This window comes from Pseudoduganella umbonata (assembly GCF_014192225.1).
Taxonomy (GTDB): domain Bacteria; phylum Pseudomonadota; class Gammaproteobacteria; order Burkholderiales; family Burkholderiaceae_D; genus Rugamonas; species Rugamonas umbonata.
In genome coordinates, this window is record NZ_JACHXS010000006.1 from 58,522 (window position 1) to 84,538 (window position 26,017).

At 63.6% G+C, this 26,017-nt stretch carries 25 protein-coding genes and 6 tRNA genes; 25 read left to right on the forward strand and 6 right to left on the reverse strand.

Annotation, left to right across the window (positions count from 1 at the left end; all coding sequences use genetic code 11):
• The first annotated feature begins 8 nt into the window (after nt 1-8).
• The 13 genes from motA (at nt 9) to FHS02_RS16440 (ending at nt 13,051) form a co-directional block, all read left to right on the forward strand.
• Nucleotides 9-869 (forward strand): flagellar motor stator protein MotA, encoded by an 861-nt coding sequence (gene motA, locus FHS02_RS16380; RefSeq protein ID WP_137313846.1) that lies wholly within the window; start codon nt 9-11, stop codon nt 867-869.
• Nucleotides 870-1,040: 171 nt separating this feature from the next.
• Nucleotides 1,041-1,979: a flagellar motor protein MotB gene (motB, locus tag FHS02_RS16385; protein ID WP_137313845.1), complete on the forward strand. Its 939-nt coding sequence runs from the start codon at nt 1,041-1,043 to the stop codon at nt 1,977-1,979.
• A gap of 62 nt (nt 1,980-2,041) precedes the next feature.
• A complete protein-coding gene (locus FHS02_RS16390) occupies nt 2,042-2,590 on the forward strand; it encodes a chemotaxis protein (RefSeq protein WP_137313844.1) in 549 nt (182 codons plus the stop codon).
• 103 nt (nt 2,591-2,693) lie between these two features.
• Entirely contained in the window at nt 2,694-3,059 is a 366-nt protein-coding gene (locus FHS02_RS16395; protein WP_131144812.1) for a response regulator, read from the forward strand.
• Between the two features lie 46 nt (nt 3,060-3,105).
• Nucleotides 3,106-5,325 carry a chemotaxis protein CheA gene (cheA, locus tag FHS02_RS16400; protein WP_137313843.1) on the forward strand — a complete coding sequence of 740 codons (2,220 nt, stop codon included), beginning with the start codon at nt 3,106-3,108 and terminating at the stop codon, nt 5,323-5,325.
• A gap of 69 nt (nt 5,326-5,394) precedes the next feature.
• Entirely contained in the window at nt 5,395-5,877 is a 483-nt protein-coding gene (locus FHS02_RS16405) for a chemotaxis protein CheW (RefSeq protein ID WP_137313842.1), read from the forward strand.
• Nucleotides 5,878-6,094: 217 nt separating this feature from the next.
• Nucleotides 6,095-7,810: a methyl-accepting chemotaxis protein gene (locus FHS02_RS16410; RefSeq protein ID WP_137313841.1), complete on the forward strand. Its 1,716-nt coding sequence runs from the start codon at nt 6,095-6,097 to the stop codon at nt 7,808-7,810.
• 13 nt (nt 7,811-7,823) lie between these two features.
• The gene (locus FHS02_RS16415) at nt 7,824-8,684 is read left to right on the forward strand and encodes a CheR family methyltransferase (RefSeq protein ID WP_137313840.1); all 861 of its coding nucleotides are present in this window, start codon (nt 7,824-7,826) and stop codon (nt 8,682-8,684) included.
• Between the two features lie 28 nt (nt 8,685-8,712).
• A complete protein-coding gene (cheD, locus tag FHS02_RS16420) occupies nt 8,713-9,312 on the forward strand; it encodes a chemoreceptor glutamine deamidase CheD (RefSeq protein ID WP_137317406.1) in 600 nt (199 codons plus the stop codon).
• An 18-nt stretch (nt 9,313-9,330) separates the two neighbouring features.
• Nucleotides 9,331-10,401, forward strand: coding sequence for a protein-glutamate methylesterase/protein-glutamine glutaminase (locus FHS02_RS16425; RefSeq protein ID WP_137313839.1), 1,071 nt, complete (start codon nt 9,331-9,333; stop codon nt 10,399-10,401).
• A gap of 356 nt (nt 10,402-10,757) precedes the next feature.
• Nucleotides 10,758-11,147 carry a chemotaxis response regulator CheY gene (cheY, locus tag FHS02_RS16430; RefSeq protein ID WP_131144818.1) on the forward strand — a complete coding sequence of 130 codons (390 nt, stop codon included), beginning with the start codon at nt 10,758-10,760 and terminating at the stop codon, nt 11,145-11,147.
• 4 nt (nt 11,148-11,151) lie between these two features.
• Entirely contained in the window at nt 11,152-11,805 is a 654-nt protein-coding gene (gene cheZ / locus FHS02_RS16435) for a protein phosphatase CheZ (protein WP_137313838.1), read from the forward strand.
• 37 nt (nt 11,806-11,842) lie between these two features.
• Nucleotides 11,843-13,051 (forward strand): EAL and HDOD domain-containing protein, encoded by a 1,209-nt coding sequence (locus tag FHS02_RS16440; protein WP_137313837.1) that lies wholly within the window; start codon nt 11,843-11,845, stop codon nt 13,049-13,051.
• A 180-nt stretch (nt 13,052-13,231) separates the two neighbouring features.
• Here the strand turns inward: FHS02_RS16440 and panC are convergent, their stop codons facing one another.
• Genes panC through FHS02_RS16455 form a run of 3 tightly spaced genes read right to left on the reverse strand, consistent with a single transcriptional unit; the run spans nt 13,232 to nt 15,227 of the window.
• Entirely contained in the window at nt 13,232-14,071 is an 840-nt protein-coding gene (gene panC, locus FHS02_RS16445) for a pantoate--beta-alanine ligase (protein ID WP_137313836.1), read from the reverse strand.
• Between the two features lie 52 nt (nt 14,072-14,123).
• Complete coding sequence (locus tag FHS02_RS16450) at nt 14,124-14,996, reverse strand: segregation and condensation protein A (RefSeq protein ID WP_137313835.1); 873 nt, start codon at nt 14,994-14,996, stop codon at nt 14,124-14,126.
• An 18-nt stretch (nt 14,997-15,014) separates the two neighbouring features.
• Nucleotides 15,015-15,227, reverse strand: coding sequence for a DUF3460 family protein (locus tag FHS02_RS16455; protein ID WP_137313834.1), 213 nt, complete (start codon nt 15,225-15,227; stop codon nt 15,015-15,017).
• A gap of 132 nt (nt 15,228-15,359) precedes the next feature.
• Here FHS02_RS16455 and FHS02_RS16460 point away from each other — a divergent pair, with 132 nt between their 5' ends.
• Together FHS02_RS16460 and FHS02_RS16465 are read left to right on the forward strand one after the other, a co-directional pair.
• Nucleotides 15,360-16,265, forward strand: coding sequence for a DMT family transporter (locus FHS02_RS16460; RefSeq protein ID WP_137317405.1), 906 nt, complete (start codon nt 15,360-15,362; stop codon nt 16,263-16,265).
• A gap of 61 nt (nt 16,266-16,326) precedes the next feature.
• On the forward strand, nt 16,327-16,464 hold the full coding sequence (locus FHS02_RS16465) for a hypothetical protein (RefSeq protein WP_175424801.1): 138 nt from the start codon (nt 16,327-16,329) through the stop codon (nt 16,462-16,464).
• Nucleotides 16,465-16,697: 233 nt separating this feature from the next.
• Here the strand turns inward: FHS02_RS16465 and FHS02_RS16470 are convergent, their stop codons facing one another.
• Entirely contained in the window at nt 16,698-17,174 is a 477-nt protein-coding gene (locus tag FHS02_RS16470; RefSeq protein ID WP_137313833.1) for a GNAT family N-acetyltransferase, read from the reverse strand.
• Between the two features lie 17 nt (nt 17,175-17,191).
• Nucleotides 17,192-19,357 carry a methionine--tRNA ligase gene (metG, locus tag FHS02_RS16475; RefSeq protein WP_137313832.1) on the reverse strand — a complete coding sequence of 722 codons (2,166 nt, stop codon included), beginning with the start codon at nt 19,355-19,357 and terminating at the stop codon, nt 17,192-17,194.
• Nucleotides 19,358-19,494: 137 nt separating this feature from the next.
• Between metG and apbC the strand changes: the two genes are divergently transcribed.
• From apbC to FHS02_RS16490, 3 genes are read left to right on the forward strand one after another with little or no spacing between them, the layout of a single operon-like run.
• Nucleotides 19,495-20,577 (forward strand): iron-sulfur cluster carrier protein ApbC, encoded by a 1,083-nt coding sequence (apbC, locus tag FHS02_RS16480; RefSeq protein WP_137313831.1) that lies wholly within the window; start codon nt 19,495-19,497, stop codon nt 20,575-20,577.
• A gap of 10 nt (nt 20,578-20,587) precedes the next feature.
• Nucleotides 20,588-21,679 (forward strand): WD40/YVTN/BNR-like repeat-containing protein, encoded by a 1,092-nt coding sequence (locus tag FHS02_RS16485; protein WP_137313830.1) that lies wholly within the window; start codon nt 20,588-20,590, stop codon nt 21,677-21,679.
• A gap of 51 nt (nt 21,680-21,730) precedes the next feature.
• Nucleotides 21,731-22,123: a DUF4399 domain-containing protein gene (locus tag FHS02_RS16490; RefSeq protein ID WP_137313829.1), complete on the forward strand. Its 393-nt coding sequence runs from the start codon at nt 21,731-21,733 to the stop codon at nt 22,121-22,123.
• A 29-nt stretch (nt 22,124-22,152) separates the two neighbouring features.
• Here FHS02_RS16490 and FHS02_RS16495 read toward each other — a convergent pair whose 3' ends face one another.
• Nucleotides 22,153-23,595, reverse strand: a complete 1,443-nt coding sequence (locus FHS02_RS16495) for a serine hydrolase domain-containing protein (RefSeq protein ID WP_137313828.1) — start codon at nt 23,593-23,595, stop codon at nt 22,153-22,155.
• 108 nt (nt 23,596-23,703) lie between these two features.
• Between FHS02_RS16495 and gltX the strand changes: the two genes are divergently transcribed.
• The 7 genes from gltX to FHS02_RS16530 all read left to right on the forward strand — a co-directional run bounded on the left by gltX (nt 23,704) and on the right by FHS02_RS16530 (nt 25,998).
• Complete coding sequence (gltX, locus tag FHS02_RS16500) at nt 23,704-25,125, forward strand: glutamate--tRNA ligase (RefSeq protein ID WP_137313827.1); 1,422 nt, start codon at nt 23,704-23,706, stop codon at nt 25,123-25,125.
• A 64-nt stretch (nt 25,126-25,189) separates the two neighbouring features.
• A tRNA-Ala gene (locus FHS02_RS16505) sits at nt 25,190-25,265 on the forward strand.
• A 68-nt stretch (nt 25,266-25,333) separates the two neighbouring features.
• A tRNA-Glu gene (locus tag FHS02_RS16510) sits at nt 25,334-25,409 on the forward strand.
• 135 nt (nt 25,410-25,544) lie between these two features.
• A tRNA-Ala gene (locus tag FHS02_RS16515) sits at nt 25,545-25,620 on the forward strand.
• Nucleotides 25,621-25,665: 45 nt separating this feature from the next.
• Nucleotides 25,666-25,741: transfer RNA gene (locus FHS02_RS16520), tRNA-Glu, on the forward strand.
• Between the two features lie 48 nt (nt 25,742-25,789).
• Nucleotides 25,790-25,865, forward strand: a tRNA-Ala gene (locus FHS02_RS16525).
• A gap of 57 nt (nt 25,866-25,922) precedes the next feature.
• Nucleotides 25,923-25,998, forward strand: a tRNA-Glu gene (locus tag FHS02_RS16530).
• Nucleotides 25,999-26,017 lie beyond the last annotated feature (19 nt).

A 26,017-nucleotide genomic window follows, 5' to 3' on the forward strand; every position in this document is an offset into this window, starting at 1 on the left:
TAACAGGCTTGTTAGTTATTATTGGTTACGTTGTCGTCTGTTTCAGCGTATTCGGCGGATTCGTGATGTCGGGCGGGCACGTCGCAGTGCTGTTCCAGCCGCTGGAACTGCTGATGATCGGCGGCGCCGCGCTTGGCGCATTCTTCGTCGGCAACAACAGCAAGGCCATCAAGGCCACGCTGGCGGCCCTGCCTACGCTGTTCAAAGGCTCGCGGTACACCAAGGAACTGTACATGGACCTGATGTCGCTGCTGTTCGACATCCTCTCCAAGGTGCGCAAGGAAGGCCTGATGTCGATCGAGGGCGATATCGAAACGCCGGAACAGAGCCCGCTGTTCTCCAAGTACCCGTCGGTGCTGGAGGATCACCACGTCGTGGAATTCATGACCGACTACCTGCGCCTGATGGTGTCGGGGAACATGGATGCGTTCCAGATCGAGAACCTGATGGATAACGAACTGGAAACCCACCACCATGAGGGGGCCGTGCCTGCGCACGTGCTGGCCAAACTGGGCGACGGCTTGCCGGCATTCGGCATCGTGGCGGCGGTGATGGGCGTGGTGCACACGATGGAATCGGTCGGCCTGCCGCCGGCCGAACTGGGTATCCTGATCGCCAAGGCGCTGGTCGGCACGTTCCTCGGTATCCTGCTGGCCTACGGATTCGTGGGCCCGCTGGCCAATCTGATCGAGCAGAAGCTCGAAGAGTCGACCAAGATGTTCCAGTGCGTAAAAGTCACGCTGCTGGCCAGCCTGAACGGCTACGCGCCCGCTCTCGCCGTGGAGTTCGGCCGCAAGGTGCTGTACTCGACCGAACGCCCCACGTTCGCCGAGCTGGAAGATCACATCAAGAAGTCCAAGTCCAAATAATGGACCTCGATAAACCTGTTGCGCGGCCCCATACGCTGGTCTGCGGTACTCCGCATCGGCGGACCGGCCGTACTAAAGTGCGACTGCGTGCCTCAACCAGGTCTGGCGCCGCTCATTACGGTTTCTCGAGGTCCATGACAGGCAAGATCAACTTGCAGTGGAGTAAGCATCATGGCTGACGAAGGCCTGCGGCCCATTATCGTCAAGCGCATCAAGAAAGGCGGCGGCGGTCACCACGGCGGCGCCTGGAAGATCGCGTACGCCGACTTCGTGACGGCGATGATGGCCTTTTTCCTGTTGATGTGGCTGCTCGGTTCGACGACCAAGGGCGACCTGAACGGGATCTCGGAATTCTTCAAGACGCCGCTGAAGGTGGCGATGCAGGGCGGCTCGGGAAGCGGCGACAGCTCGTCCGTGATTCCCGGCGGCGGCAAGGACCTGACACGCAAGGATGGCCAGGTGAAGGGCGGCGACGACCCGGCCACCACGAAGAAGACCTTCAACCTGACCGCGGCGAAGCAGGCGATGGAACGGGAAGAAACGCAGCGCCTGCAAGGGCTGAAGGAAAGGCTGCAGCAGAAGATCGAGAATTCGCCGGCGCTGCAGAAGTTCAAGAACCAGCTGTTGCTCGACTTTACCAGCGAAGGCTTGCGGATCCAGATCGTCGATGAGCAGAACCGGCCGATGTTCCCCAGTGCGAAAGCCGAGCTGGCCGGCTATACGCGCGAGATCCTGCAGGAGATCGGCCCGATCCTGAACGACGTGCCGAACAAGATCGGCCTTTCCGGCCACACCGACGCCACGCCGTACTTCTCGGAAAACGGCTACAGCAACTGGGAACTGTCGGCCGACCGCGCGAACGCATCGCGGCGCGCGCTCGTCCAGGGCGGGATGCAGGACAATAAGGTGATGCGCGTGGTGGGCCTGGGATCGGCCGTGAACCTGGACCGCAAGGATCCGTTCAACCCGATCAACCGGCGCATCAGCATCATCGTGATGAACAAGAAAACGGAAGAGGGCCTGATGCGCGATGCCGGCAAGCTCGAGATCGGTACCGGCACGGAGGCCACGCAGGACGCGGCGGCACTGGCGGCGCCGGCAGGGCGCTGACGGCACCGCGCCGCGGCAGCGATCCCGAGCAACCACGCAAGAAGAGTCAACGCGAGAAGCACATGAACAGAAAAAAAATCCTCGGCTCCCACGTGAAGCGCCTGTTGTCCGGTGTATCGGACCACGGCAAGCGGCACCTGACGGAAGTGGAGACCGACCTGCTGCAGACCAACCTGCTGCTGGAAGAGGCAATCGAGAAGCTGTCGCAGAACTTCATGGCGATCCACTCGGCCGTCAACGACCAGCAGGGCACGATCCGCCTGCTGCTCGACGGCGGCACGCCGTCGCTCGACGCCAAGGAAAAGCTCGAGGCGATGAACGAGCAGGTCGGCACGTACGTCAACGCGGCGATCACCAGCATGCAGTTCCAGGACATGACGAGCCAGCTGATCGACCGCACGCTGAAACGCGTGACCGGCCTGCGCGAATTCCTCGCCACGCTGGGCGCGCATGGCGCCGAGATGAACCCGGACAGCGACAACGACGAGATGGTGGAATTGCTGGGCAAGGTCAGCATGGCGCTGGCGATCCAGAGCCTGGAATTGCGCAATGTGCTGCGCAAGGCCGTCAGCCAGAAGCACCTCGAGAGCGGCGACATCGAACTGTTCTAGGCGAGCCTTTCCAAACCGGTTCCCGGACGCAATACCGATAGAAACCACAGCGGGCCGCCAAGTGCCCGACATTCAGTAATCAGTAGATAAGTGAGATAACAACATGGCTAAAACGATTCTTGCAGTTGACGATTCCAGCTCCCTGCGCCAGATGGTGGCGTTCAGCCTGAAGGCCGCCGGCTACCAGGTGGTGGAAGCCGTCGACGGCGTGGACGGCCTGGAAAAAGCCAAGCAGGGCGCGGTGGACCTGGTGCTGACCGACCAGAACATGCCGAAGATGGATGGCCTGCAGCTCATCAAGAGCCTGCGCGAACTGCCGGCGTACGCGAAGACGCCGATCCTGATGCTGACCACCGAATCGTCCGACGAGATGAAGGCCAAGGGCCGCGCCGCCGGTGCCAACGGCTGGCTGGTCAAGCCGTTCGATCCGCAGCGCCTGATCGAGGTGGTCAAGAAGGTCATCGGCTGATCATGCGTGCCGCAAGCCTGGCAAACAGCAGACGCGGAGTTGCGCCATGACCATCGACATTAGCCAGTTCTTCCAGGTCTTCTTCGACGAGGCCGAGGAACTGCTGGCTGAAATGGAACGGCTGCTGCTGGCGGTCGACATCGACGCGCCGACCGAGGAAGACCTGAACGCGATCTTCCGCACGGCCCACTCGGTGAAGGGCGGTGCCGGCACGTTCGGCCTGACCGACATGACCGAAGTCACCCATATCCTGGAAACCCTGCTGGACCGGATCCGCAAGGGCGAAATGGCGCTCACGCTCGACCATGTCGATGCCTTCCTGGCCGCCAAGGACGCGCTGAAGATGCAGCTCGACGGCCACCGGCTGGGCACTCCGGTCGACCAGGACGCCGTCGGCGACGTGCGGATGATGCTGCAGCACCTGGCGCAGGACGTGCAGGTGGAAGCGATCGCCCACGTGGCGCCGGCCTTCCAGGGCGCCGCCGCGGAAACCGCAACGGTCGACCATAGCGGCGGGCGCCGCTGGCGCCTCGAACTGCCGAAGATGGCACACCGCGAGGTCACGGCGCTGGCGGCCGAGCTGGGCCTGCTGGCCCACGTGGTCGTCACGCCGATCGACGGCGAGCGCAACGCCATGGTCGTCACGACGCATGAAAGCCTGGACGATATCGTGGCGATCTGCTCGTTCGTGCTGAACACGGAAGACATGCACATCGCCGAGCTGCCGCCGCTGACGGACGAGCAGGCGGCGCTGGAACAGGCGGCGCGCAGGGAAGTCGAGGACGACCTCGGCTATGGCTTCTTCGAACCGCTGTCGGACGCGGAAAAGACCGCCACGCAGGCCGGCGACGGGTATGGCTTCTTCCAGCCGCTGGAAGAGATCCGTGCCAGCGCCGCCAGCGGCAGCGATGACGCGCGCGGCTACGGCTTCTTCCAGCCGGTCGAGCAGATCCGCGCCGCCGCCGGCATCAAGGACACGCCGGTGGCCGAGCAGGTGGCCGAGGACAGGAAGGTCCTGAAGAAGGAAGTGGAGAAGGCGGCCGCCGCCGTCGCACAGGGCCCCGGTGCCGAATCGTCGTCGATCCGCGTGTCGATCGAAAAGGTGGACCAGCTGATCAACCTGGTCGGCGAGCTGGTGATCACGCAGGCAATGATCGAGCAGCGCGTCGATGCGCTGGACCCGATGGTGCACGAGAAGCTGCTGGCCTCGGTCGGCCAGCTGACGCGCAACACCCGCGACCTGCAGGAAGCGGTGATGTCGATCCGCATGATGCCGATGGACTTCGTGTTTTCGCGCTTCCCGCGCATGGTGCGCGACCTGGCGCACAAGCTGGGCAAGAAGGTCGACTTCATCACCAACGGCGCGGCCACCGAACTGGACAAGGGCCTGATCGAGCGCATCGTCGACCCGCTGACGCACCTGGTGCGCAACAGCATCGACCACGGCATCGAGATGCCCGACGTGCGGCGCGCGGCCGGCAAGGCCGACGCCGGCCGGCTGTTCCTGTCGGCTTCCCACCAGGGCGGCAACATCATCATCGAGGTATCGGACGATGGCGGTGGCCTGAACCGGGAACGCATCCTGGCCAAGGCACGTCAGAACGGCCTGCCGGTATCGGACACGATGCCGGACGCCGACGTGTGGCAGCTGATCTTCGCGCCGGGTTTCTCGACGGCCGAGCAGGTGACCGACGTTTCCGGCCGCGGCGTCGGCATGGACGTCGTCAAGCGCAACATCACGGCGATGGGCGGCACCGTCGACATCCGCTCGGCGAAAGGCTTCGGCACGACGATCTCGATCTCGCTGCCGCTGACGCTGGCGATCCTGGACGGCATGTCGATCCGGGTCGGCGATGAGGTGTATATCCTGCCGCTGGGCTTCGTGGTCGAATCGCTGCAGCCCGAGCGGAAGGATGTGCGCGAGATCACCGGCAAGGGCCGCGTGGTCAAGGTGCGCGGGGAATACCTGCCGCTGATTCCGCTGTACCAGATGTTCGGCATCGTGCCGCGCTTTGCCGAACCGTGGGAAGGGATCCTGGTGATCCTGGAAACCGAAGGCCGGAAGGCATGCCTGTTCGTCGACGAACTGGTCGGCCAGCAGCAGGTCGTGGTGAAGAACCTGGAATCGAATTACCGCAAGGTGGCGGGGATCTCCGGCGCCACCATCCTCGGCGATGGCGGCGTGGCACTGATCCTGGACGTGGCGGCGCTGATCCGCTCGTCGCGCCAGCTGGTCGGCGAAGCCACGCTGAATGCGCTGGGCTGACTGAACGACCGAATTGAAGTACCGAATCGAACTACCGAATTGAACTACCTGAATAGCAAAGGATACAACATGGCAGACGCAAACCAGCATGCCGACATCGCGGGCCACGAGTTCCTGGCCTTCACGTTGGGCAAGGAAGAATACGGCATCGACATCCTGAAGGTGCAGGAGATCCGCGGCTACGAGGCGGTGACCCGCATCGCCAACGCGCCTGAATTCATCAAGGGCGTGATCAACCTGCGCGGCATCATCATCCCGGTGGTGGACATGCGCATCAAGTTCCGCCTGGGCGAACCGGTGTACGACCAGTTCACCGTGGTGATCATCCTGAACATCAACGGCCGCGTGGTCGGCATGGTGGTGGACAGCGTGTCCGACGTGACCACGCTGGAGCCGGACCAGATCAAGCCGTCGCCGGAAATGGGTACCGTGTTCTCGTCCGAGTACATGATCGGCCTGGGCACCGTTGGTGAACGGATGCTGATCCTGATGGACATCGACAAGCTGATGTCGAGCCCGGAAATGGGCTTGATGGACAAAACCGCAGCGTGAGGGAACCTCGATAAACCTACTGCGCGGCGCCAGCCGCTGGTCTCCGATGCTCCGCTGCGGCGGACCGAGCGTACTAAAGTACGCTTCCGCTTCTCAACCAGGTCTGACACCGCTCGCTACGGTTTCTCGAGGTCCCTTGAATATCACTGCGATGCAACAAGCAGGCCAGCGTTCCGGCAAGAGGACGTGCCAACATAAATGAGGAACGGGACTATATATGAACGTACGCAATTTCAAGATTGGTACGCGCCTCGGCATCGGGTTTGGCATCATCCTGCTGATCCTGGTGGCGCTGGTGCTGACCGCCAACGGACTGAATCACCGCAACAAGTCGCAGCTCAACGAGGGGCTGGAGCTGACCAGCGCGAAGAACCGCGCCGCCATCGCAATGAAGGGCGCGATGCTGGAATCGGGCATCGCCATGCGCAACATCGGCCTGCAGTCGGACGTGGAGCTGATGCAGAAAGAGGAAGCCAAGGTCAAGGCGCAGCAGGTCCGCTATGCGGAAGCGCTGGGCAGGCTGGAGAAGCTGGGCCTGGACGACGCCGAGAAAAAAGTGCTGGCCGACCTGGCCGTGCTGGACAAGGATGTGGATGCGGCGTTCAGGGACGCGATGGCGCAGGTCATGGCCTTCAACGCGGAAGGCGCGACGAAGATCATCTCCGGCCGCATCGATCCGCTGAACACCCGCGCGCTGGAAGCGTTGAACCGCCTGGTCGACATCCAGCACGCGGCAATGAAGACGCTGCAGGAGCGTTCGGTGGAAGCGGATAACCGCGTGCTGATGCTGACGCTGCTGCTGGGCGCGCTGGGCGTGGCCGTCGGCGTCGTGTGCGCGATCTTCATCACGCGCTCGATCACCGTGCCGCTGGCCGGCGCCGTCGAAGTGGCGCAGCGTGTCGCCGCCGGCGAACTGACTTCGCGCGTCGTCGTCGAGGGCAAGGATGAAACCAGCGAACTGCTGCAGGCGCTGAAGGACATGAACGACAGCCTGGTCAAGACCGTCGGCCAAGTGCGCAGCGGTACCGAGACCATCGCGCTGGCATCGCAGGAAATCGCTTCGGGCAATGCCGACCTGTCGGCGCGCACCGAAACGCAGGCCGGCTCGCTGGGCGAAACGGCATCGTCGATGGGTACGCTCACCTCGACCGTGAAACAGAACGCCGACAACGCCCGGCAGGCCAACCAGCTGGCGGTTTCCGCTTCGTCGGTGGCCGAGAAGGGTGGCCAGGTCGTCTCGCAGGTGGTCGACACGATGGGCTCGATCAAGGCCAGCTCGTCGAAGATCGTCGACATCATCGGCGTCATCGACGGCATCGCGTTCCAGACCAACATCCTGGCGCTGAACGCCGCGGTCGAGGCGGCGCGGGCCGGCGAGCAGGGCCGCGGCTTCGCGGTGGTGGCTTCCGAAGTGCGCAGCCTGGCGCAGCGTTCGGCCAGCGCGGCCAAGGAAATCAAGGCATTGATCGACGATTCCGTGACCAAGGTCGACGCCGGCGGCAAGCTGGTCGACGAAGCGGGGCAGACGATGGAGCTGATCGTCACGTCGATCCGCCAGGTGGCCGACATCATGGGCGAGATCACCGCGGCCACGCAGGAACAGAGCCAGGGCATCGAGGAAGTGAACTTCGCCATCGCGCAGATGGACGACATGACGCAGCAGAACGCGGCGCTGGTGGAACAGGCCGCGGCCGCGGCCGAGAGCATGCAGGACCAGGCGCAGCGCCTGGCCGAGGCGGTGGCGATCTTCAAGCTGGGCGGCGAACCCGCGGCGGCGGCGCGTCCGGCGCTGAAGGCGGCGCTGCAGCCGGCCATCACGTCTGCCGCCAGGCCGGCCGCCAAGCCGGCGGCCAGGCCCGTCCAGGCCGTGACGATGGCCAAGGCGCCGGCGAAGACAGCGGCGCCGGCAGGCGGCGACTGGGAAGAGTTCTGAGGCCCCGGGAGCGATGATGTCCAGAGATACCGTCAAGGAATTCGACTTCAACAGCCGCGACTTCGAGCGCGTGCGTGGGCTGATCTACAAGCGGGCCGGCATTTCGCTGGCCGACAGCAAGCAGGAAATGGTCTACTCGCGCCTGGCGCGGCGTTTGCGCGCGACCGGCATCACATCGTTCGCGAAATACCTGGACGATCTGGAAGCGGGGCGCATGCCCGCCGAGTGGGAATCGTTTACCAACGCGCTGACGACGAACCTGACGTCGTTCTTCCGCGAGGCGCACCATTTCCCGCTGCTGGCCGAACACGTCAAGAAGCACAAGGGTGAAACGCTCAACATCTGGTGCTCGGCCAGTTCCACCGGCGAGGAACCGTACTCGATCGCGATCACCGTGTGCGAGGCGCTGAACACGCTGACGCCACCGGTGCACATCATCGCCACCGACATCGACACCAATGTGCTGGCCACGGCCGCCAACGGCATCTACCCGCTGGAACGGATCGAGAAGCTGACGGCCGAGCAGCAGCGCCGCTTTTTCCTGAAAGGCAAGGGCGACAAGGCCGGCATGGTGCGCGCGCGCCCGGAGCTGCGCCAGCTGATCACCTACCGCCCGCTGAACCTGCTGGAAGAACGGTGGGACATTCGCGGGCCGTTCGACGTGATCTTCTGCCGCAACGTGATGATCTACTTCGACAAGGCCACGCAGCGCAAGATCCTGTCGCGCTTCGTGCCGCTGATGAAACCCGACGGCCTGCTGTTCGCCGGCCACTCGGAGAATTTCCTGTATGTGTCGGACTCGCTGAAGCTGCGCGGGAAAACCGTGTACGAACTGGATACCACCGCACGGGCATCCGTGCAGCAGCGGGCCTGATGGCGCCCCTGCCAATGAAAGACACATGATGGACAACGAACACATCGCCACCAACGTCTATTACGACCGCACATTCGATTGCGAGGCGGCGAAGATCCTGCCGGGCGAGTACTACTTCACGCACAAGGACATGCTGATCGTGACCGTGCTGGGATCGTGCGTGTCGGCCTGTATCCGCGACCGCGTGTCGGGCCTGGGCGGCATGAACCACTTCATGCTGCCGGACGGCGGCGCGGATGCGAACAGCCCCGTGTCGGCATCGGCCCGCTACGGCACGTATGCCATGGAAATCCTCATCAACAGCCTGTTGAAATCGGGCGCCCGGCGCGACAACCTGGAAGCCAAGGTGTTCGGCGGCGGCGCGGTGCTGAAGGGTTTTACGGCGATGAACGTGGGCGAGCGCAACGCGGCATTCGTGCAGACGTTCCTGCGCAACGAGCGGATCCGCGTGGTGGCCGAGGACCTGAATGACGTGTATCCGCGCAAGGTGTATTTCTTTCCCCGCAGCGGCAAGGTGCTGGTGAAAAAGCTGATGCAGTCGCACAACGACACGCTGGCCAAACGCGAAATCGAATACGCCAGCCGCCTGAAGAAACAGCCGGTCGCCGGCGAAATCGAACTGTTCTGACGCTGTTACGAGGTACTTATGAAAATCAAGGTCGTCGTCGTCGACGATTCCGCGCTGATCCGCAGCGTGATGACGGAAATTATCAACAGCCAGCCGGACATGGAAGTGGTCGGCACCGCACCCGACCCGCTGGTCGCGCGCGAACTGATCAAGCAGACCAATCCGCACGTGCTGACGCTCGACGTGGAAATGCCGAAGATGGATGGCCTGGACTTCCTTGAAAAGCTGATGCGCCTACGGCCGATGCCGGTGGTGATGGTATCGTCGCTGACCGAGCGCGGTTCGGAAATCACGATGCGCGCGCTGGAACTGGGCGCCGTGGATTTCGTCCAGAAGCCGAAGATTTCGATCCAGACCGGCATGCGCGACTATGCCGACCTGATCGCCGATAAAATCCGTGGCGCGGCCAAGGCACGCATCCGGGCGCGTACGCTGCCCCAAGCGGGCGCCGAAGGGCACGCGCCCCTGCCACAATTACGCAATCCGCTGATGTCGTCCGAAAAACTGATCATCGTCGGTGCCTCGACCGGCGGAACGGAGGCGATCCGGGAATTCCTGATGCAGATGCCGTCCGACTGCCCGGGCATCCTGATCACGCAGCACATGCCGGAAGGATTCACGCGCTCGTTCGCGAAGCGCCTGGATTCGCTGTGCAGGATCTCCGTGCAGGAAGCACAAGGCAACGAGCGCGTGCTGCCGGGCCATGCCTACATCGCCCCCGGTCACTCGCACCTGTTGCTGGCGCGGTCCGGCGCAAACTACATGACCAGGCTCGACGGCGGTGAGCCCGTGAACCGGCACCGGCCCTCGGTCGACGTGCTGTTCCGCTCGGCCGCGCAGCACGCCGGCAAGAACGCGGTGGGCGTGATCCTGACCGGCATGGGCAAGGATGGCGCGGCCGGCATGCTGGAGATGAAAACGGCCGGGGCGTATAATTTTGCCCAGGATGAGGCCAGCTGCGTGGTGTTCGGCATGCCGCGCGAGGCGATCGCCGTCGGCGCGACCCACGAGGTGGGTGCGCTGCAGGCGCTGCCGGGCATGGTGCTGGGTTACCTGGCGCAGCACGGAATGCGCGCGTTGCGCGTCTAGGTTTGCGTAGAAGTGCGCGTAGAAGTGTGCGTATAAATGCGCGTATGAGTGCGCGTGCCGATGCGGCGCGTGTCGATGCGGGTTGCAATGCATGCGTAAAGAACAGGGCCTGTCGGGCCTGCCGGTGGATACTGTATGGCATGCGACCGGGCATACGATTGGATCAAGACCGAACAAGATCGGATCGCGCGTGGCGTTTAGTTACGGATTCGATACGGATGTGGCTTTTTCAGGCGCAAATGGGGTTGCTTCATTCCCTAGAGGCAACTTAAATGCTATCCTTTAATGATGCTGGTGGCGCGACCCAAACCGACACTCATTATTTATAACTGCGTAGAGAAACAACGGAGCAATTCATGGCTGATCCAAAGATGAAATTTCTGGTAGTAGACGACTTCTCGACGATGCGCCGCATTGTCCGGAATCTGTTGAAAGAACTGGGTTATGCCAATGTCGACGAAGCCGAGGACGGCGTGATGGCCCTGGCCAAGCTGCGCTCGGAGCAGTTCGACTTCGTCGTGTCCGACTGGAACATGCCGAACATGGATGGCCTGACGATGCTGCAGAACATCCGCGCCGATCCCGCGCTGGCCAAGCTGCCGGTGCTGATGGTGACCGCCGAGGCGAAGAAGGAAAACATCATCGCGGCGGCCCAGGCCGGCGCCAACGGCTATGTCGTCAAGCCTTTCACGGCGGCCACGCTGGACGAAAAGCTGAACAAGATCTTTGAAAAACTGGGAGCCTGATCCCATGGTCGAGCAAGCCGGCGGCGTCGTCGCGAATGGCGTGGACCCGCATGAGGAGTTCCTGACGCGCATCGGTCACATGACCCGTGCGCTGCACGAGAACCTGCGCGGGCTTGGGCTGGACAAGCTGATCGAAAAGGCGGCCGAGGATATCCCCGACGCCCGCGATCGACTCGACTACGTTGCCCGCCTTTCCGAAGACGCGGCGCAGAAGGTGCTCAATGCCACCGACGAGGCAGGCCCGCTGCAGGACCGCATCTGCAGCGATGCCAAGGAACTGTCCGGCGCATGGCAGGCGCTGCTGGACGGACCGGCGGGCGATGCGGCCAACGCCGAGTGGCGCGCGCTGGCACAGCGCACCGTCGCCGCGCTGGCCGCCACCACCGAGGCCACCGGCGCGACCAAGGGCCATCTGATGGACATCATGATGGCGCAGGACTTCCAGGACCTGACGGGCCAGGTGATCAAGCGCGTCACCGCCATCGCGCAGAATCTCGAGCAGCAGCTGGTGCAGACGCTGATCGACTTCGCCCCCGAGCAGTTGAAGAAGGAGATCGACAACGGCCTGCTCAACGGGCCGCAGATCGACAAGGCGAAAGAAGGCGTGGTGGCCGACCAGAGCCAGGTCGACGACCTGCTCGACAGTCTCGGTTTCTGATCCCGGGCGGGCTCGCGGCCCGCTTTCCCCCATTCCCATGCACCAGACGAATTTCCTCGTTCGCGAGCCCCTGCTGGACCCGCAGCAGCGCGTGGTCGGCTATGAACTCGCGTGGCAGCACGACGCCAGCGCGACGCCCGCGCTGGCCGACCTGGAAGACCTGGTCGGCTTCGTGGCCGCCCACGTCAACGATGCCGAACGCGGCTGGCTGTTGCGCAACAAGACCCTGTTCCTGCAAGCGGTGCCCGGCATGCTGTCGACGGATGCGCTGCACGACCTGCCGCCGGAGCACACGGTGCTGTCGATCCGCACGGCCGAACTGGCCAATCCCGACACGCTGGCCGCCGTCCGCGCGCTGCGCGCCGGCAATGTGGGTATCCTGCTGCGCAATTGCGACCTGGCCCGCGCGGGCAACCGGCTGCCGATGATCGCCTCGTTCGTCGAGGTGCGCTTCACCGGCGCCGACGTGGCGGCGCAGGCGCGTGCGTATGCGGCGCTGAAGCAGTCGTCGGTGCGGATGGTCGGCCGGCCGGTGGCGACATGGGAAGATTTCGATGCCTGTGCCGCGCTGGGCATCGATGCGTTCGTCGGCAAGCTGCACCTGACCCCGCGGCCGGGGGCCGACGTGAAGGGCATGAACCCGGCGCAGACGACCATCCTGCAACTGATGCAGATGGTGCAGGCCAATGCCGACGTGCCGAAGATCGAAAGCGTGCTGAAACGCGATGCCGCGCTGTCGTACAAATTGCTGCGCTACATTAACTCGGCCGGCTTCGGTGCCGGCCGCGAAATCCAGTCGCTCAAGCAGGCCATTGCGCTGCTGGGGTACCAGCCGCTGTACCGCTGGCTGACCCTGCTGCTGGCGACGGCAAGCACGAGCGGGTACTCGCCGGTCCTGCTGGAAACGGCCGTCGTGCGGGGCCGGCTGGCCGAGCTGCTGGGCCTGGGCACGCTGGGGCGTGCCGATGCCGAGAACCTCTTCGTGGCCGGCATGTTCTCCCTGCTGGACCGGTTGCTGGGAATCCCGATGAAGGAAGTGCTGGCGACGGTGCCGCTATCGGCGGAAATCGTCGACGCGCTGCTGGAGCGGGGCGGGCGGTTCGGTCCTTACCTGGCGCTGGCCGAGGCATGCGAACTCAACTCCAGCCTGGTCTCCTCGCTGGCGGCATCGCTGCAACTGACGCCCGAAGACGTCAACAAGGCGCACCTGTCGGCGCTGGCGTGGACGCAGAACGTCACCGGATGACCATTGAAAGCCGGCGACGACACTGGCCACCCAGGCTGTTGCCAGAAAACCGGTGACAGACACCGGTTTTTTTGAAATATTTCCCCAAAACCGGTGACAGACACCAGTTTTTTAGTTTTATTGAAACGGTTCTCCAGAATCGGCGCCTCGGAATCGGCGCCTGCCGCTACTTCGCAGGCGTCAGATTTCCAGGTTGTCGATCAGTCGCGTGGTGCCCAGCTTGGCGGCGGCCAGCACCACCAGCGGTTCGCCCTGCGCCAGGTCGCCGGCGTTGGGCGGCTGCAGGTCGATGCGCTTGCGGATGCTGATGTAGTCCGGCTTCCAGCCGCGCGCGGCCAGGTCGTCCATTGCCTTGTGCTCCAGCTGGAACACGTCCAGGTGGCCCGAGCGCACTTCATTGGCAACGACATTGAGGGCGTTGTACAGCGCGGGCGCTTCGGCGCGCTCGGCGGCGGACAGGTACATATTGCGCGACGACAGGGCCAGGCCGTCGTCGGCGCGGAACGTTTCGGCGCCGATGATCTGCGTCGGCAGCGCGAACTGGCGCGCCATGTTCCGCACGATCATCAACTGCTGGTAATCCTTCTTGCCGAACACGGCCACCTTGGGCTGCACGCACGAGAACAGCTTCGTCACCACCGTGCAGACGCCATTGAAGAAGCCGGGACGGAATTCCCCTTCGAGGATATTGCCCAGGCCGTCCGGCGGCTGCACGCGGTATTCCTGCGGCTCCGGGTACAGGTCTTTCTCGGTGGGCGCGAACAGCACGTAGACGCCTTCCTTTTCCAGCTTTTCCACGTCGGCCTGGAAGGTGCGGGGATATTTGTCGAAATCCTCGTTGGGGCCGAATTGCAGGCGGTTCACGAAGATCGACGCCACGACGGGGTCGCCGTGCTTGCGCGCCAGCCGCATCAGCGACAGGTGGCCTTCGTGCAGGTTGCCCATCGTGGGCACGAACGCGGTGCGCAACTGGCCCGAGAGCTGGTCGCGCAGTTCTTCGATCGAGGAAATGATTTTCATAATATTGTTCTTGGTTCAGACGAAAAATCTGGCCGGGTAGTTGTGCGGCATGTCATGCCGGAGAATACGCCAGACGCACGTAGATCGGCGCAAACGGTTCGGCCTGGGTAATTTCGATCAGGGTTTCTTTCGCCAGCTCCAGCATCGCCACGAAATTCACGACCAGTACCGGTACGCCGGCGCCGGCATCGAACAGGTCGGCGAATTCGACGAAGCGCTGCGATTGCAGGCGGCGCAGGATATTCGTCATGTGCTCGCGCACGGACAGTTCTTCGCGCGAAATCCTGTGATGCTGCTTCAGCGTCGCGCGCTTCATCAGGCCGCGCCAGGCCGCCTGCAGGTCCGCCGGGCTGACGTCGGGCCACACGGGCACCAGGCTCTGCTCGATGAAGATCTGTGTGCGCACGAAATCGCGGTCGACCTGGGGCAGCGTGTTCAGGTCGTAGGCGGCCAGCTTGATCTGCTCGTATTCGAGCAGGCGGCGCACCAGTTCCGCGCGGGGATCCTCGGCTTCGAGCTCGATGTCGTGCGGGCGCTGCGGCAGCAGCATGCGCGACTTGATCTCGATGAGCATGGCCGCCATCAGCAGGTACTCGGCAGCCAGCTCCAGGTTGGACAGGCGGATCTGCTCGACATACTTCAGGTATTGCAGCGTGACCTGGGCCATCGGAATGTCCAGGATATTGAAGTTCTGCCGGCGGATCAGGTACAGCAGCAGGTCCAGCGGGCCTTCGAAGGCTTCCAGGAAGATTTCCAGCGCGTCGGGCGGGATGTACAGGTCGTTCGGCAGCTTCAGCAGCGGCTCGCCATACAGGCGCGCAAAAGCGGCGCCATCGGCACTTGCCGCGGCGCCGCCCTCAGCCGTGCCCGGCACATCCGCGGTGGCGACGCCTTCCGCGCCGTCCGCCGCATCCGTTGGCTGCATGTCTGCCGTCCCGAAGGATCAGAGCTTGTTTTGGTAAACGTAGGCCTGTTGTGCGATGCGGGAATCGCGCTGGCGCGACTGCTCGTCCAGCGAGGTGGGTTCCTTGTCCCACAGCAGCGAGCGGCCTTGCTGCTGGCCCGCTTCGATGGACGGATTTTTCTCCTTGAGAGCCTTGATGAACTGGGTGTGATCGGACTCGTAACCGCGGTGTTGTTTGAACAGGAGTTTCATATCGTGAAAGAAAGGTGAAAACCAGCGGGTATTCTACCGCGCTGCGGCATGCTCAAGGGAATTTCCGGAATTTCTATCGCGCATTTCTGCCTTCGCTGCAACGCCTTGCCGGATCGGTTATTCTTTCCTGCAATGAATTCACGCCTGACACTTCGCACCGCCGGCCTTTTGACGCTCGCGCCTCTGCTCTGGGCCGGCAACGCCATCGTGGGCCGCCTGGTACACGACCTGGTGCCGCCGATGACGCTGAACTTCCTGCGCTGGCTGCTCGCCCTGCTGATCCTGCTGCCGCTGGCGGGGCCTGTGTTCGGCCGCGACAGCGGGCTGTGGCGGCACTGGCGGCGGTACGCCTTGCTGGGTTTGCTTGGCGTGGGCATGTACAACGCGCTGCAATACCTGGCGCTGCAGAGCAGCACGCCGATCAACGTCACGCTGGTCGCCGCCGGCATGCCGGTATGGATGATGGCAACCGGCTGGCTGTTTTTCGGCGCGGGCGTATCGCGCAAGCAGATCATCGGCGCCGTATTGTCGATCGGCGGCGTGCTGGTCGTGCTCGCGCGCGGCGAATGGAAACATTTACTGGACCTGCACCTCGTCGCCGGCGATTTATTCATGATCCTCGCGACGATTGCGTGGTCTTTATATAGCTGGCTGCTGACGCGAACTTCCGAGCCCGCCGAATTGAAGAGCAATTGGGCGTCGTTCCTGGTCGCCCAGGTAGGTTTTGGCGTGGCATGGTCCGGTTTATTCGCGGCGGGCGAATGGGCATTCATGGATCCGGTGATTCACTGGAATGGCACATTGATCGCCGCGCTCGTCTATGTGGCCATTGGCCCGGCAATCATTGCGTTCCGCTGCTGGGGCGCCGGCGTGCAGCAGGCAGGGCCGGCAATTGCCGCCTTCTTCAGTAATCTCACGCCGCTGTTCGCCGCGCTGATGTCTTCCGCCTTTCTTGGCGAAGCACCGCATATTTACCACGGCATCGCCTTCCTGCTGATCGTCGGCGGTATTGTCGTGTCATCGCGCCGGACGTCATGAGTGCGCCGGGCGGGTTATAGACCTGTTATGGTGGCTCCGTCCCCACGAATGCGGAGGCACCATGCATAAAAAGCTCGCCGCCATCGCCGCACTGCAATTCCTGCTATTCACCTTCCTCACGGCTTGCGACCAGTCCACACCGCCAAAACCGCCCAAACCCATTGCAGAGCAAACCCTGCAGCAAAACAGCCGGCCCTGAGCGCCGGCTTTTTATTTGCCCCAACAAAATAGTTTCCAAAAATCGGGGACAGTCCCCGGTTTCAGGAAATATTTCTAAAAAACGGGGACAGTCCCCGTTTTTGGGAAATATTGTTAACTGCACAATAAAATCCAGGGATTTGAAGGTTGTCACGCTAACTTGAGGCCTGATCAAGCTTGTTTTTGGCATAAAGTCCACGAAACGGCGCTGTTGTTGCACCCGTATTGCAACGATCAACGCAGCGTGCGGCGCATGACGAGTGGGGCAGGTTCCAGCGGATTGGCGTGCGAGTATTCGAGCTCTTCGGCCAATTCGAATTCGAAGGCGGCATAAAAATCGACGAGCTTGCGCTGGTCGCTGCGCACGGCGAGGCGCAATTCGCCGATGCCGCTGTCGATACCGTGGTGAATGATCGCTTCCAGTAAATGCTGGGACAGGCTATTGCCGCGGTGCTCAGGCAGGATCCCCATCCTTAATATTTCCCAGCAATCCTGTTCGGTATCGTGGGGCAACCAGCGCACGGAACCGATCGGCTCGTTTTCTGTCAACAAAATAAAACCGCCGCCCTGGCGCAGGTGTTCTGCGACGAGGACGGCGGTTTCACGGTGGCCGCTGGAAGTGACGCTCACTTTACCGGCCCACGCATTGCGCGTGAGGCCGGCAATTATTGAAGCGTCGGTGCCAGAGGCAGTCCGGACGACGAATTTCATCGGCGAGCAGATTCCTTTTATCGGATACGCATGCCCGGCTCGGCGCCCGGCCATGGATTCAAAATGTAAATGCCGGGATTGGCTTTCTCGTCCGCGGCGGACGCGGCCAATACCATGCCTTCGGAAATGCCGAATTTCATCTTGCGCGGTGCCAGGTTGGCCACCAGTACCGTCAATTTACCGACCAGGTCGGCCGGCTGGTACATCGACTTGATGCCGGAGAAAACATTGCGGTGGCGGCCTTCGCCCACGTCCAGCGTCAGGCGCAGCAATTTGTCGGAACCTTCGACGTGTTCGCAATTGACGATCTTTGCAATCCGCAAGTCGATTTTCGCGAAATCGTCGATCTTGATTTCCGCCGCCAGCGGTTCGATGGACGTGTCGCTGCCGGCGCCGGTGGCCGGCGCGGCCGAAACTGGAGCAGCCGAGACCGGGTTGGCCGCGGGCGCGGCGGCGGCCGGCTTCGGTGCATCGAACAGCTCGTCGATCATCTTCGCATCCACGCGGGTCATCAGGTGGGTGTACGCGCCGATGGTGCGGCCCAGCATGGCCGACGATGCCGCTTCCAGCCCCGTATCGGCCCAGGTCAGCGCCCCGTCGTTCAGGAAAGCCCTGACGTTCGCGGCCACGCCCGGCAGCACCGGCGACAGCAGGATCGTCAACTGGCGGAACAGGATCAGCGCCGTCGTGCAGACTTCATGCAGTTCGGCCAGCTTCGTTTCATCCTTGGCCAGCACCCATGGCTTGTTTTCGTCCACGTACTGGTTCGTCACGTCGGCGATTTCCATGATTTCGCGCAGCGCCTTGCCGAACTCGCGGTTTTCGTAACTGAGCGCGATCGCATCGGCGCGAACGTGGCCTTCGGCATTCGTCAGCGCGCGCTTGATCCAGTCGTGTGCGTGGTGCGACAGCTCACCGGCCAGCTTGCCGTCAAACTTCTTGGCGATGAAGCCGGCGCAGCGGCTGGCGATGTTCACATATTTGCCGATCAGGTCGGAATTGACGCGGGCGACGAAATCCTCGCCCGTGAAGTCCAGGTCTTCCACCTTGGAATTGAGCTTGAAGGCAATGTAATAGCGCAGCCATTCCGGGTTCATGCCCAGGTTCAGGTAACGCAGCGGCGAAATGCCCGTGCCGCGCGACTTGGACATTTTTTCATTGTTGACCGTCAGGTGGCCGTGCACGTTGACCTTCAGGTTGTCGATCACCGGGTGGCCGGCGAATTTCAGCATCGCCGGCCAGAACAGCAGGTGGAACGAGACGATGTCCTTGCCGATGAAGTGGATCTGCTCGGCGGCCGGATCGCGCAGGAACGCGTCGTAGTCGATGCCCTGCTTGCCGAAGTAATTCTTCAGCGAAGCCAGGTAACCGACCGGCGCATCCAGCCATACATAAAAGAACTTGCCCGGCGCGTCCGGAATCGGAATGCCGAAGTAGGGCGCATCGCGGGAGATGTCCCAGTCGGCCAGCTTTTCGCCGGCTTCGCCCAGCCATTCCGATACCTTGTTGACCATTTCAGGCTGCAGGCGGCCCGGGGTATTGAGCCAGTCGCGCAGGAATTCAAAGCAGCGCGGGTCGGACAGCTTGAAGAAATATTGTTCGGAAGGCTTCAATACCGGCGTGGCATTGGTGAACACGGAATAAGGATTCACCAGGTCGGTCGGCTGGTAGGCGGCGCCGCATACCTCGCAATTGTCGCCATACTGGTCCTTGGCGCCGCATTTCGGGCATTCGCCCTTGATGTTGCGGTCGGCCAGGAACATGCCCTTGACCGGGTCGAAGAAGCGGTCGACCGTTTTCGTCTGGATCAGGCCATTGTCGCGCAGCTTGCGGTAGATGCCCTGCGACAGCTCGACATTTTCCGGCGAATCCGTCGAATACCAGTTGTCGAAGGCGATATGGAAACCGTCCAGGTACTGGGCACGGCCGGCGGCGATTTTCGCCACGAATTCCTGCGGCGTGATGCCTTCCTTCTCGGCGGCGATCATGATCGGCGTGCCGTGCGTATCGTCGGCGCCGACGAAATGCACCTCGCGCGGACGATATTCGCCGTCCACGCCGTCGCGCTGCATTCGCTGGAAACGGACCCAGATGTCGGCCTGGATATATTCCATCATGTGGCCGATATGGAAGGCTGCGTTTGCGTAGGGCAGGGCGGTGGTGACGAACAGCTTGCGAGTCATGGTCAGCGCGAAGGAAGTGATATAAAAGGGCCATTTTACCAGCCCATGCGGCGGTGTGCGGGGTTGCCGCGCAGGCTCTTCGTCTCATGTCCCCAGCCGATTTGCGCTAGACTTCCGCTTCAATCACGGAGATTTACATGAGCATCACAGTCGAAGACGTCAAGGCAGCCCTGTCCAAGGTGGTCGATCCGAACACCACCAAGGATTTCATCACGACCAAATCGGTCCGCAACCTGAAAGTCGACAATGGCCAGATCGGCCTGGACATCGAGCTGGGTTATCCGGCGAAGAGCCAGATCGAGCCGATCCGCGCCAGCGTGCTGGCGGCACTGGCGGCCTTCGGCCTGCCGGTCACCCTGAATGTCTACAGCAAGATCATTGCCCACACGGTGCAGCGCGGCCTGAAGCCCCTGCCCAATGTCAAGAACATCATTGCCGTCGCCTCCGGCAAGGGCGGCGTCGGCAAGTCGACCACCGCGGTCAACCTGGCACTGGCGCTGGCCGCCGAAGGCGCCACGGTCGGCGTGCTCGATGCGGACATCTACGGTCCGTCGCAGCCGATGATGCTGGGCGTCTCGGGCCGGCCGGTCACGAAGGACGGCAAGTCGATGGAGCCGATGGAAGGCCATGGCGTCCAGGTGTCCTCGATCGGCTTCCTGATCGATCCGGACGAGCCGATGGTCTGGCGCGGCCCGATGGTCACGCAGGCGCTGCAGCAGCTGCTGGACCAGACCAACTGGCGCGACCTGGATTACCTCGTCATCGACATGCCGCCGGGCACCGGCGATATCCAGCTGACGCTGTCGCAGAAGGTGCCGGTGACGGGCGCCGTGATCGTGACGACACCGCAGGACATCGCGCTGCTCGATGCACGCAAAGGCTTGAAAATGTTTGAAAAGGTCGGCATTCCGATCCTGGGCGTGGTGGAGAACATGAGCACGCACATCTGCTCGAACTGCGGCCATGTCGAGGAGATCTTCGGTGCCGGTGGCGGCGAAAAGATGACCCAGGACTTCAAGGTCGACTTCCTGGGCAAGCTGCCGCTGAAGATGTCGATCCGCGAGCAGACCGATTCGGGCAGGCCCACGGTGGTCGCCGACCCCGATGGCGCGGTAGCCGGCATCTACCGGGAGATCGCCCGCAAGGTAGCGATCCGCGTGGCGGAAAAAGCCAAGGACATGACCAGCAAGTTCCCGACCATCGTCGTCAAGAACGATTGAGGCGGGGACGATGATCCGGTCGTTCGCTCTCGCCGCCGTCGTGGCTGCGGCGCCGGCGTTCTTGCACGCCAACGCGCACGCCGATGCGCGGGCCAGCGCTCGGCAGGCTGTCTCGCAGCAGGCTGCCTGGCAGCCGCAAGCCAGCGGCACGCAGGTGGAATTGCGCGGCCTGTCGGTGGTGAGCCCCACGGTGGCGTGGGCCAGCGGCGCGAAGGGTACCGTGCTGCGCACTGTCGACGGCAATACGTGGCGCGTGCTGGCCGTGCCGGGCGCGGACAAGCTCGATTTCCGCGACATCCACGCGATCGATGCCGATACGGCGATCGCGATGAGCGCGGGGCCCGGCGAAGCATCGCGCATCTACCGCACCGCGGATGGGGGCGCCACCTGGCAACTGGCCATCATCAATCCGGACCCGCGCGGCTTCTGGGACGCAATCGCGTTCTGGGATGCGCGCCGGGGTATCCTGTTCGGCGACCCGGTTGACGGCCGCTTCCAGGTGCGCGTCACGCACGACGGCGGCGCCACGTGGCAGCCGGTCAGCGACGAGGAGGGCCTGCGCGCATTGCCGGACGAAGGCGCGTTCGCGGCCAGCGGCACGTGCCTGACGGTGGCCGGCAACGGCGACGCGTGGTTTGCCACCGGCGGCGCGCAGAACCCGCGGGTGTTCCACTCGAAGGATGGCGGGCGCACGTGGCAGGCCGCGCCCGTGCCGGTTGCCGCCGGCGCGCCGGCGCGCGGCCTGTTCTCGGTCGGCTTCCGGGATGCGCAAGTGGGCATCGCGGCGGGCGGCGACTACAAGGAAACAACCCTGGCGGGCGTTAACGGCGCCCGTACCGAGGATGGCGGCGCCAGCTGGACGCCGCTGCAGGTGCTGCCGGCGGGCTACATGTCGGTGGTGGTGCCGGTGCGCGGCGCGGCCGACGCGTTCGTGGCGGCGGGCCTGGCGGGATCGGGATATTCTGCCGATGCCGGCAAGAGCTGGAAAATACTGGACCGCACGCCGGTCAACACGGTCGGCTTCGCATCGGCGACGGCCGGCTGGGCTGTCGGACCGAAGGGTCTCGTGCTGAAGTACACGGGAGCGCCGCTGGACAGATAATCGGCAAACACGTCGATGCGCGGCAAGTACGTGGCGAATGAGGAGGAATGTATGAAACGCATTCTGGTGATGGCCGCGCTGGCCTGCGGTCCCCTGGCGGCGCTGGCGCAGTCGCCGTCCATCTCCTTTGTCGAACCCAGGGACGGCGCCACCGTCCGGAGCCCGTTCGTGGTGCGGCTCGATGTCGTCGGCAAGGAAGTCACCAGGGCCGGCGCCGACGTACCGAATGCCGGGCACCATGTGCTGATCGTCGACGGCGCGCCGTTTGCAAAAGGCCAGGCGATTCCCGCCGACGCCATGCATCTGCACTGGAAGAACGGCCAGGCCGAGGACAAGGTGCGGCTGCCCGCCGGCACCTACCGGCTGACCGCCCAGTTCGCCAACGGCGAGCGGCAATCCTACGGTCCTGAGCTGAGCAGGACCATCACCGTCATCGTCAAATAAGAGCACGCTCCAAGGCGCCGCACGGCGCCTTATTTCGCCTTCTCGAATATCGCATCCAGTCCCGGCGCGATGACGCGCCCGCGCTCGTTGCCGGCGGCAAAGCGCAGTTCCGCCTCCATCGACGTGACGAACCAGCTGCCGTCGGGTGCCGCGTACAGCGTTTCGGAGGCGCCGTCGCGCAGCGCGACGGTCAGGCTGTCGCCGCTGCGGGCGATCGTGAAGTCGCCCAGGCCGTCGATCACGTACTTTCCGGGCAGCGCGGCCAGCGCGGCGGCGGGTGAGGCGATTGCCGTGCGTACCCTGGCACGCTGCGTCGGCCAGCTGTAGGCGCTGGCGACGGCGCGCACGATGGCGCCGGCCAGCTCGCCGCCGCGGTCCCCATTGGTCATCACGGCCACGCCATCGCCCCGCTCCGTATACGCGACCAGCAGGTTCTGGTAGCCCGCGTTGGCGCCGCCATGGCCGAAGGTCTGGGCCTGGCCGGTGCCGTCGATGCGCCAGCCGAGGCCGAAGTTGTCCCGTACCGGCGACAGCATCAGCTGCGTCATCGACTGCGACAGCACCTTGTTCGACTGGCCCGCGGCCGACAGCTTGACGTCGATCGCCAGCCTGGCCAGGTCCGACGGCGTGCTCCACAGGCCGGCCGCCGCCAGCTCCGGGTAGGTGTGCGGTCCGCCGGCGATCGGCTTGCCGGCCGCGTCATGGGGCAGGGCGGCGCGCGCCAGCAGCGCGGGCGGCAGCGGTTGCGCGAACGTGCTGTCGTTCATCGCCAGCGGCTTCAATACGGTGTCCTGCACCAGTTGCGCGAAGCCGGTCCTGGTGCGCTCGCCGATCACGTACTGGATGACTTCATACCCGCCGCCCGAATAGCGCCACCTGGTGCCCGGTTTCGTCGACACGTGCACGCCACGCGAATTGGCCGGCGCCGCGCCGTTCAGCAGCTGCACCAGTGTCGGCACCTTCGCGCCCGCCGCGTAGCCGGCAAAGCCATGCACCGTGGTCCCGGCCGTGTGCGACAGCAGCTGGCGCAGCGTGATCGGCGCATCGCCGGCGTTGTTCGGCAGCTTCCACCACTGCGTGTAGCCATTGATGTTGGCGTCCAGCGCCAGCTTGCCGCCTTCCACCAGCTTCAGCGTGGCCAGCGCCGTCACCGGCTTGCTGATCGAGCCGGCCTGGAACAGCGTTCCCGGCGTGACGGCCGCGCCACCCGGCGTCACCACGCCATAGCCCTTGGCCCATTCGATCGACCCGGCATGGATCACCGCGATGCTGGCGCCCGGCACGCCGAGGCGGGCCATTTCATCGGCCAGGCGGCGCTGCACGGGCGGCGCGCCGGCAATCGCGATGGCCGGCTGCAGGCCCGCTTCGACGGCGGCGATGCGCGCCGCCAGGCCCGGGTCGTCGGCGCCCAGCGCGGGCAGCGCGAACAGCAGGAAGGGGATGGATGGCAGCAATGGCAGGCGGTGGTTCAAGGTCTGGCTCCACGAGTGTCGGTACGCCCGAGTATAAGCGAGGCGCGGGCGGGCGGCCGGCGGTTGCGGGTTAAAATAGGCCCTTTACAGCTATTGCCTCAGACCGAAATGACGACTGCACCAGCAACTTCCCCGGCCACCCCGGTCCGCACCCGCTTCGCCCCCAGCCCGACCGGCTTCCTCCACCTGGGCGGCGCCCGCACGGCGCTGTATTCCTGGGCCTACGCGCGCCATTTCGGCGGCACCTTCGTGCTGCGCATCGAGGATACCGACCTGGAACGCTCCACCCCGGAAGCCGTGCAGGCGATCATCGACGGCATGCAGTGGCTGGGCCTGGACCACGACGAAGGCCCGTTCTACCAGATGCAGCGCATGGACCGCTACCGCGAAGTGATCGGCCAGATGCTGGAAGCCGGCACCGCCTACCACTGCTATTGCACGCCGGAAGAGGTGGAGGCGATGCGCGAGCGCTTCCGCGCGGCCGGCGAAAAGCCCCGCTATGACGGCACCTGGCGCCCGGAAGACGGCAAGACGCTGCCGGCCATCCCGGCCGACCGCAAGCCGGTGGTGCGCTTCAAGAATCCGCTCGACGGCGACGTTACGTGGAACGACGTGGTGAAGGGCCCGATCACGATCTCCAACAAGGAGCTGGACGACCTGGTCATCGCCCGCACCGATGGCACGCCGACCTACAACTTCTGCGTCGCGGTGGATGACTGGGACATGCGCATCACCCATGTGCTGCGCGGCGACGACCATGTCAACAACACGCCCCGCCAGATCAACATCCTGCGTGCGATCGGCGCCCAGCTGCCGGAATACGGCCACCTGCCGATGATCCTCGGTTCGGACGGCCAGAAGCTGTCGAAGCGCCACGGCGCCGTCAGCGTGATGGAATACCCGGCCCAGGGCTTCCTGCCGGAAGCGATGCTGAACTACCTGGCACGCCTGGGCTGGAGCCATGGCGACGACGAAGTGTTCTCGATGGCGCAGTTCTGCGAATGGTTCAACCTGGAGCACCTGACGGCGTCGCCGGCGCAGTTCAACAACGAGAAGCTGGCGTGGCTGAACAACCACTGGATCAAGCAGGCCGACAATGCCCGCCTGGCCGAACTGGCGAAGCCGCGCATGCTGGACGCCGGTGCCGTGTTCGACGGTGCTCCCGCGTTGCCGACCGTGCTGGCGCTGCTGAAGGAACGCACCAATACCATCAACGAACTGGCCGACGCGGCCATGCTGTTCTACCGCGATCCGCAACCCGACGCGGCACTGATGACGCAGCATTTCACCGACGCCGTGAAGCCGGCGCTGGCGCTGTTCGCCGAACGCATCGCCACGGTCGAGTGGAGCAAGGAAGCGATCGCGGCGATGATCAAGGAAGTGCTGGCCGCCAATGGCCTGAAGATGCCGCAGCTGGCGATGCCGCTGCGCCTGATCGTCACGGGCCAGTTGCAGACGCCGGCGATCGATGCCGTGCTGCAGCTGTTCGGCCGCGATGTCGTGCAGGCGCGCGTCGGCAAATACCTCTGAAAATCTTTCATCTGGGTATTTGCGTTTTCTCAAACCGCTGCTATACTTCTGTCTCTTCGCAAACGGGGGTATAGCTCAGCTGGGAGAGCGCTTGCATGGCATGCAAGAGGTCAGCGGTTCGATCCCGCTTACCTCCACCAGTTTGGCGAAGAAGTTGAAGTGGTAACCGCGGTAATTCAGTAGTAATGAAGCCGCGTGGAAGTTCCGGGTCCCCATCGTCTAGAGGCCTAGGACATCACCCTTTCACGGTGAGTACCGGGGTTCGAATCCCCGTGGGGACGCCAAGGTTTTGGCAGTTGAAGTTGGTAGCTGTAGTTGGTAGTCGAAGTTTGTTGTAACTGTCGCGGCAAGTAGTAATGCCAGGTCGCGGCAGTGGTAACAAAAGTCGCGTGAGCGGCTTTTATTTTGTCTGTGCCAGCGGGGGTATAGCTCAGCTGGGAGAGCGCTTGCATGGCATGCAAGAGGTCAGCGGTTCGATCCCGCTTACCTCCACCAATAAGGCGCAGGCGGAATAGTTGGAAGAGTAGGCAGCAGTCCAGGGTCCCCATCGTCTAGAGGCCTAGGACATCACCCTTTCACGGTGAGTACCGGGGTTCGAATCCCCGTGGGGACGCCAGAGGTTTGGCAGTAGCAGTAGCAGTGGCAGTAGATTGTCTGTACCAGAGGGGGTATAGCTCAGCTGGGAGAGCGCTTGCATGGCATGCAAGAGGTCAGCGGTTCGATCCCGCTTACCTCCACCACCGGGCAGACAAATGCGGTAGCAGCAACAGAAACAGCAGCAGTATCGGAAGTTCCAGGTCCCCATCGTCTAGAGGCCTAGGACATCACCCTTTCACGGTGAGTACCGGGGTTCGAATCCCCGTGGGGACGCCAAAGCAGTATCGATGATCAA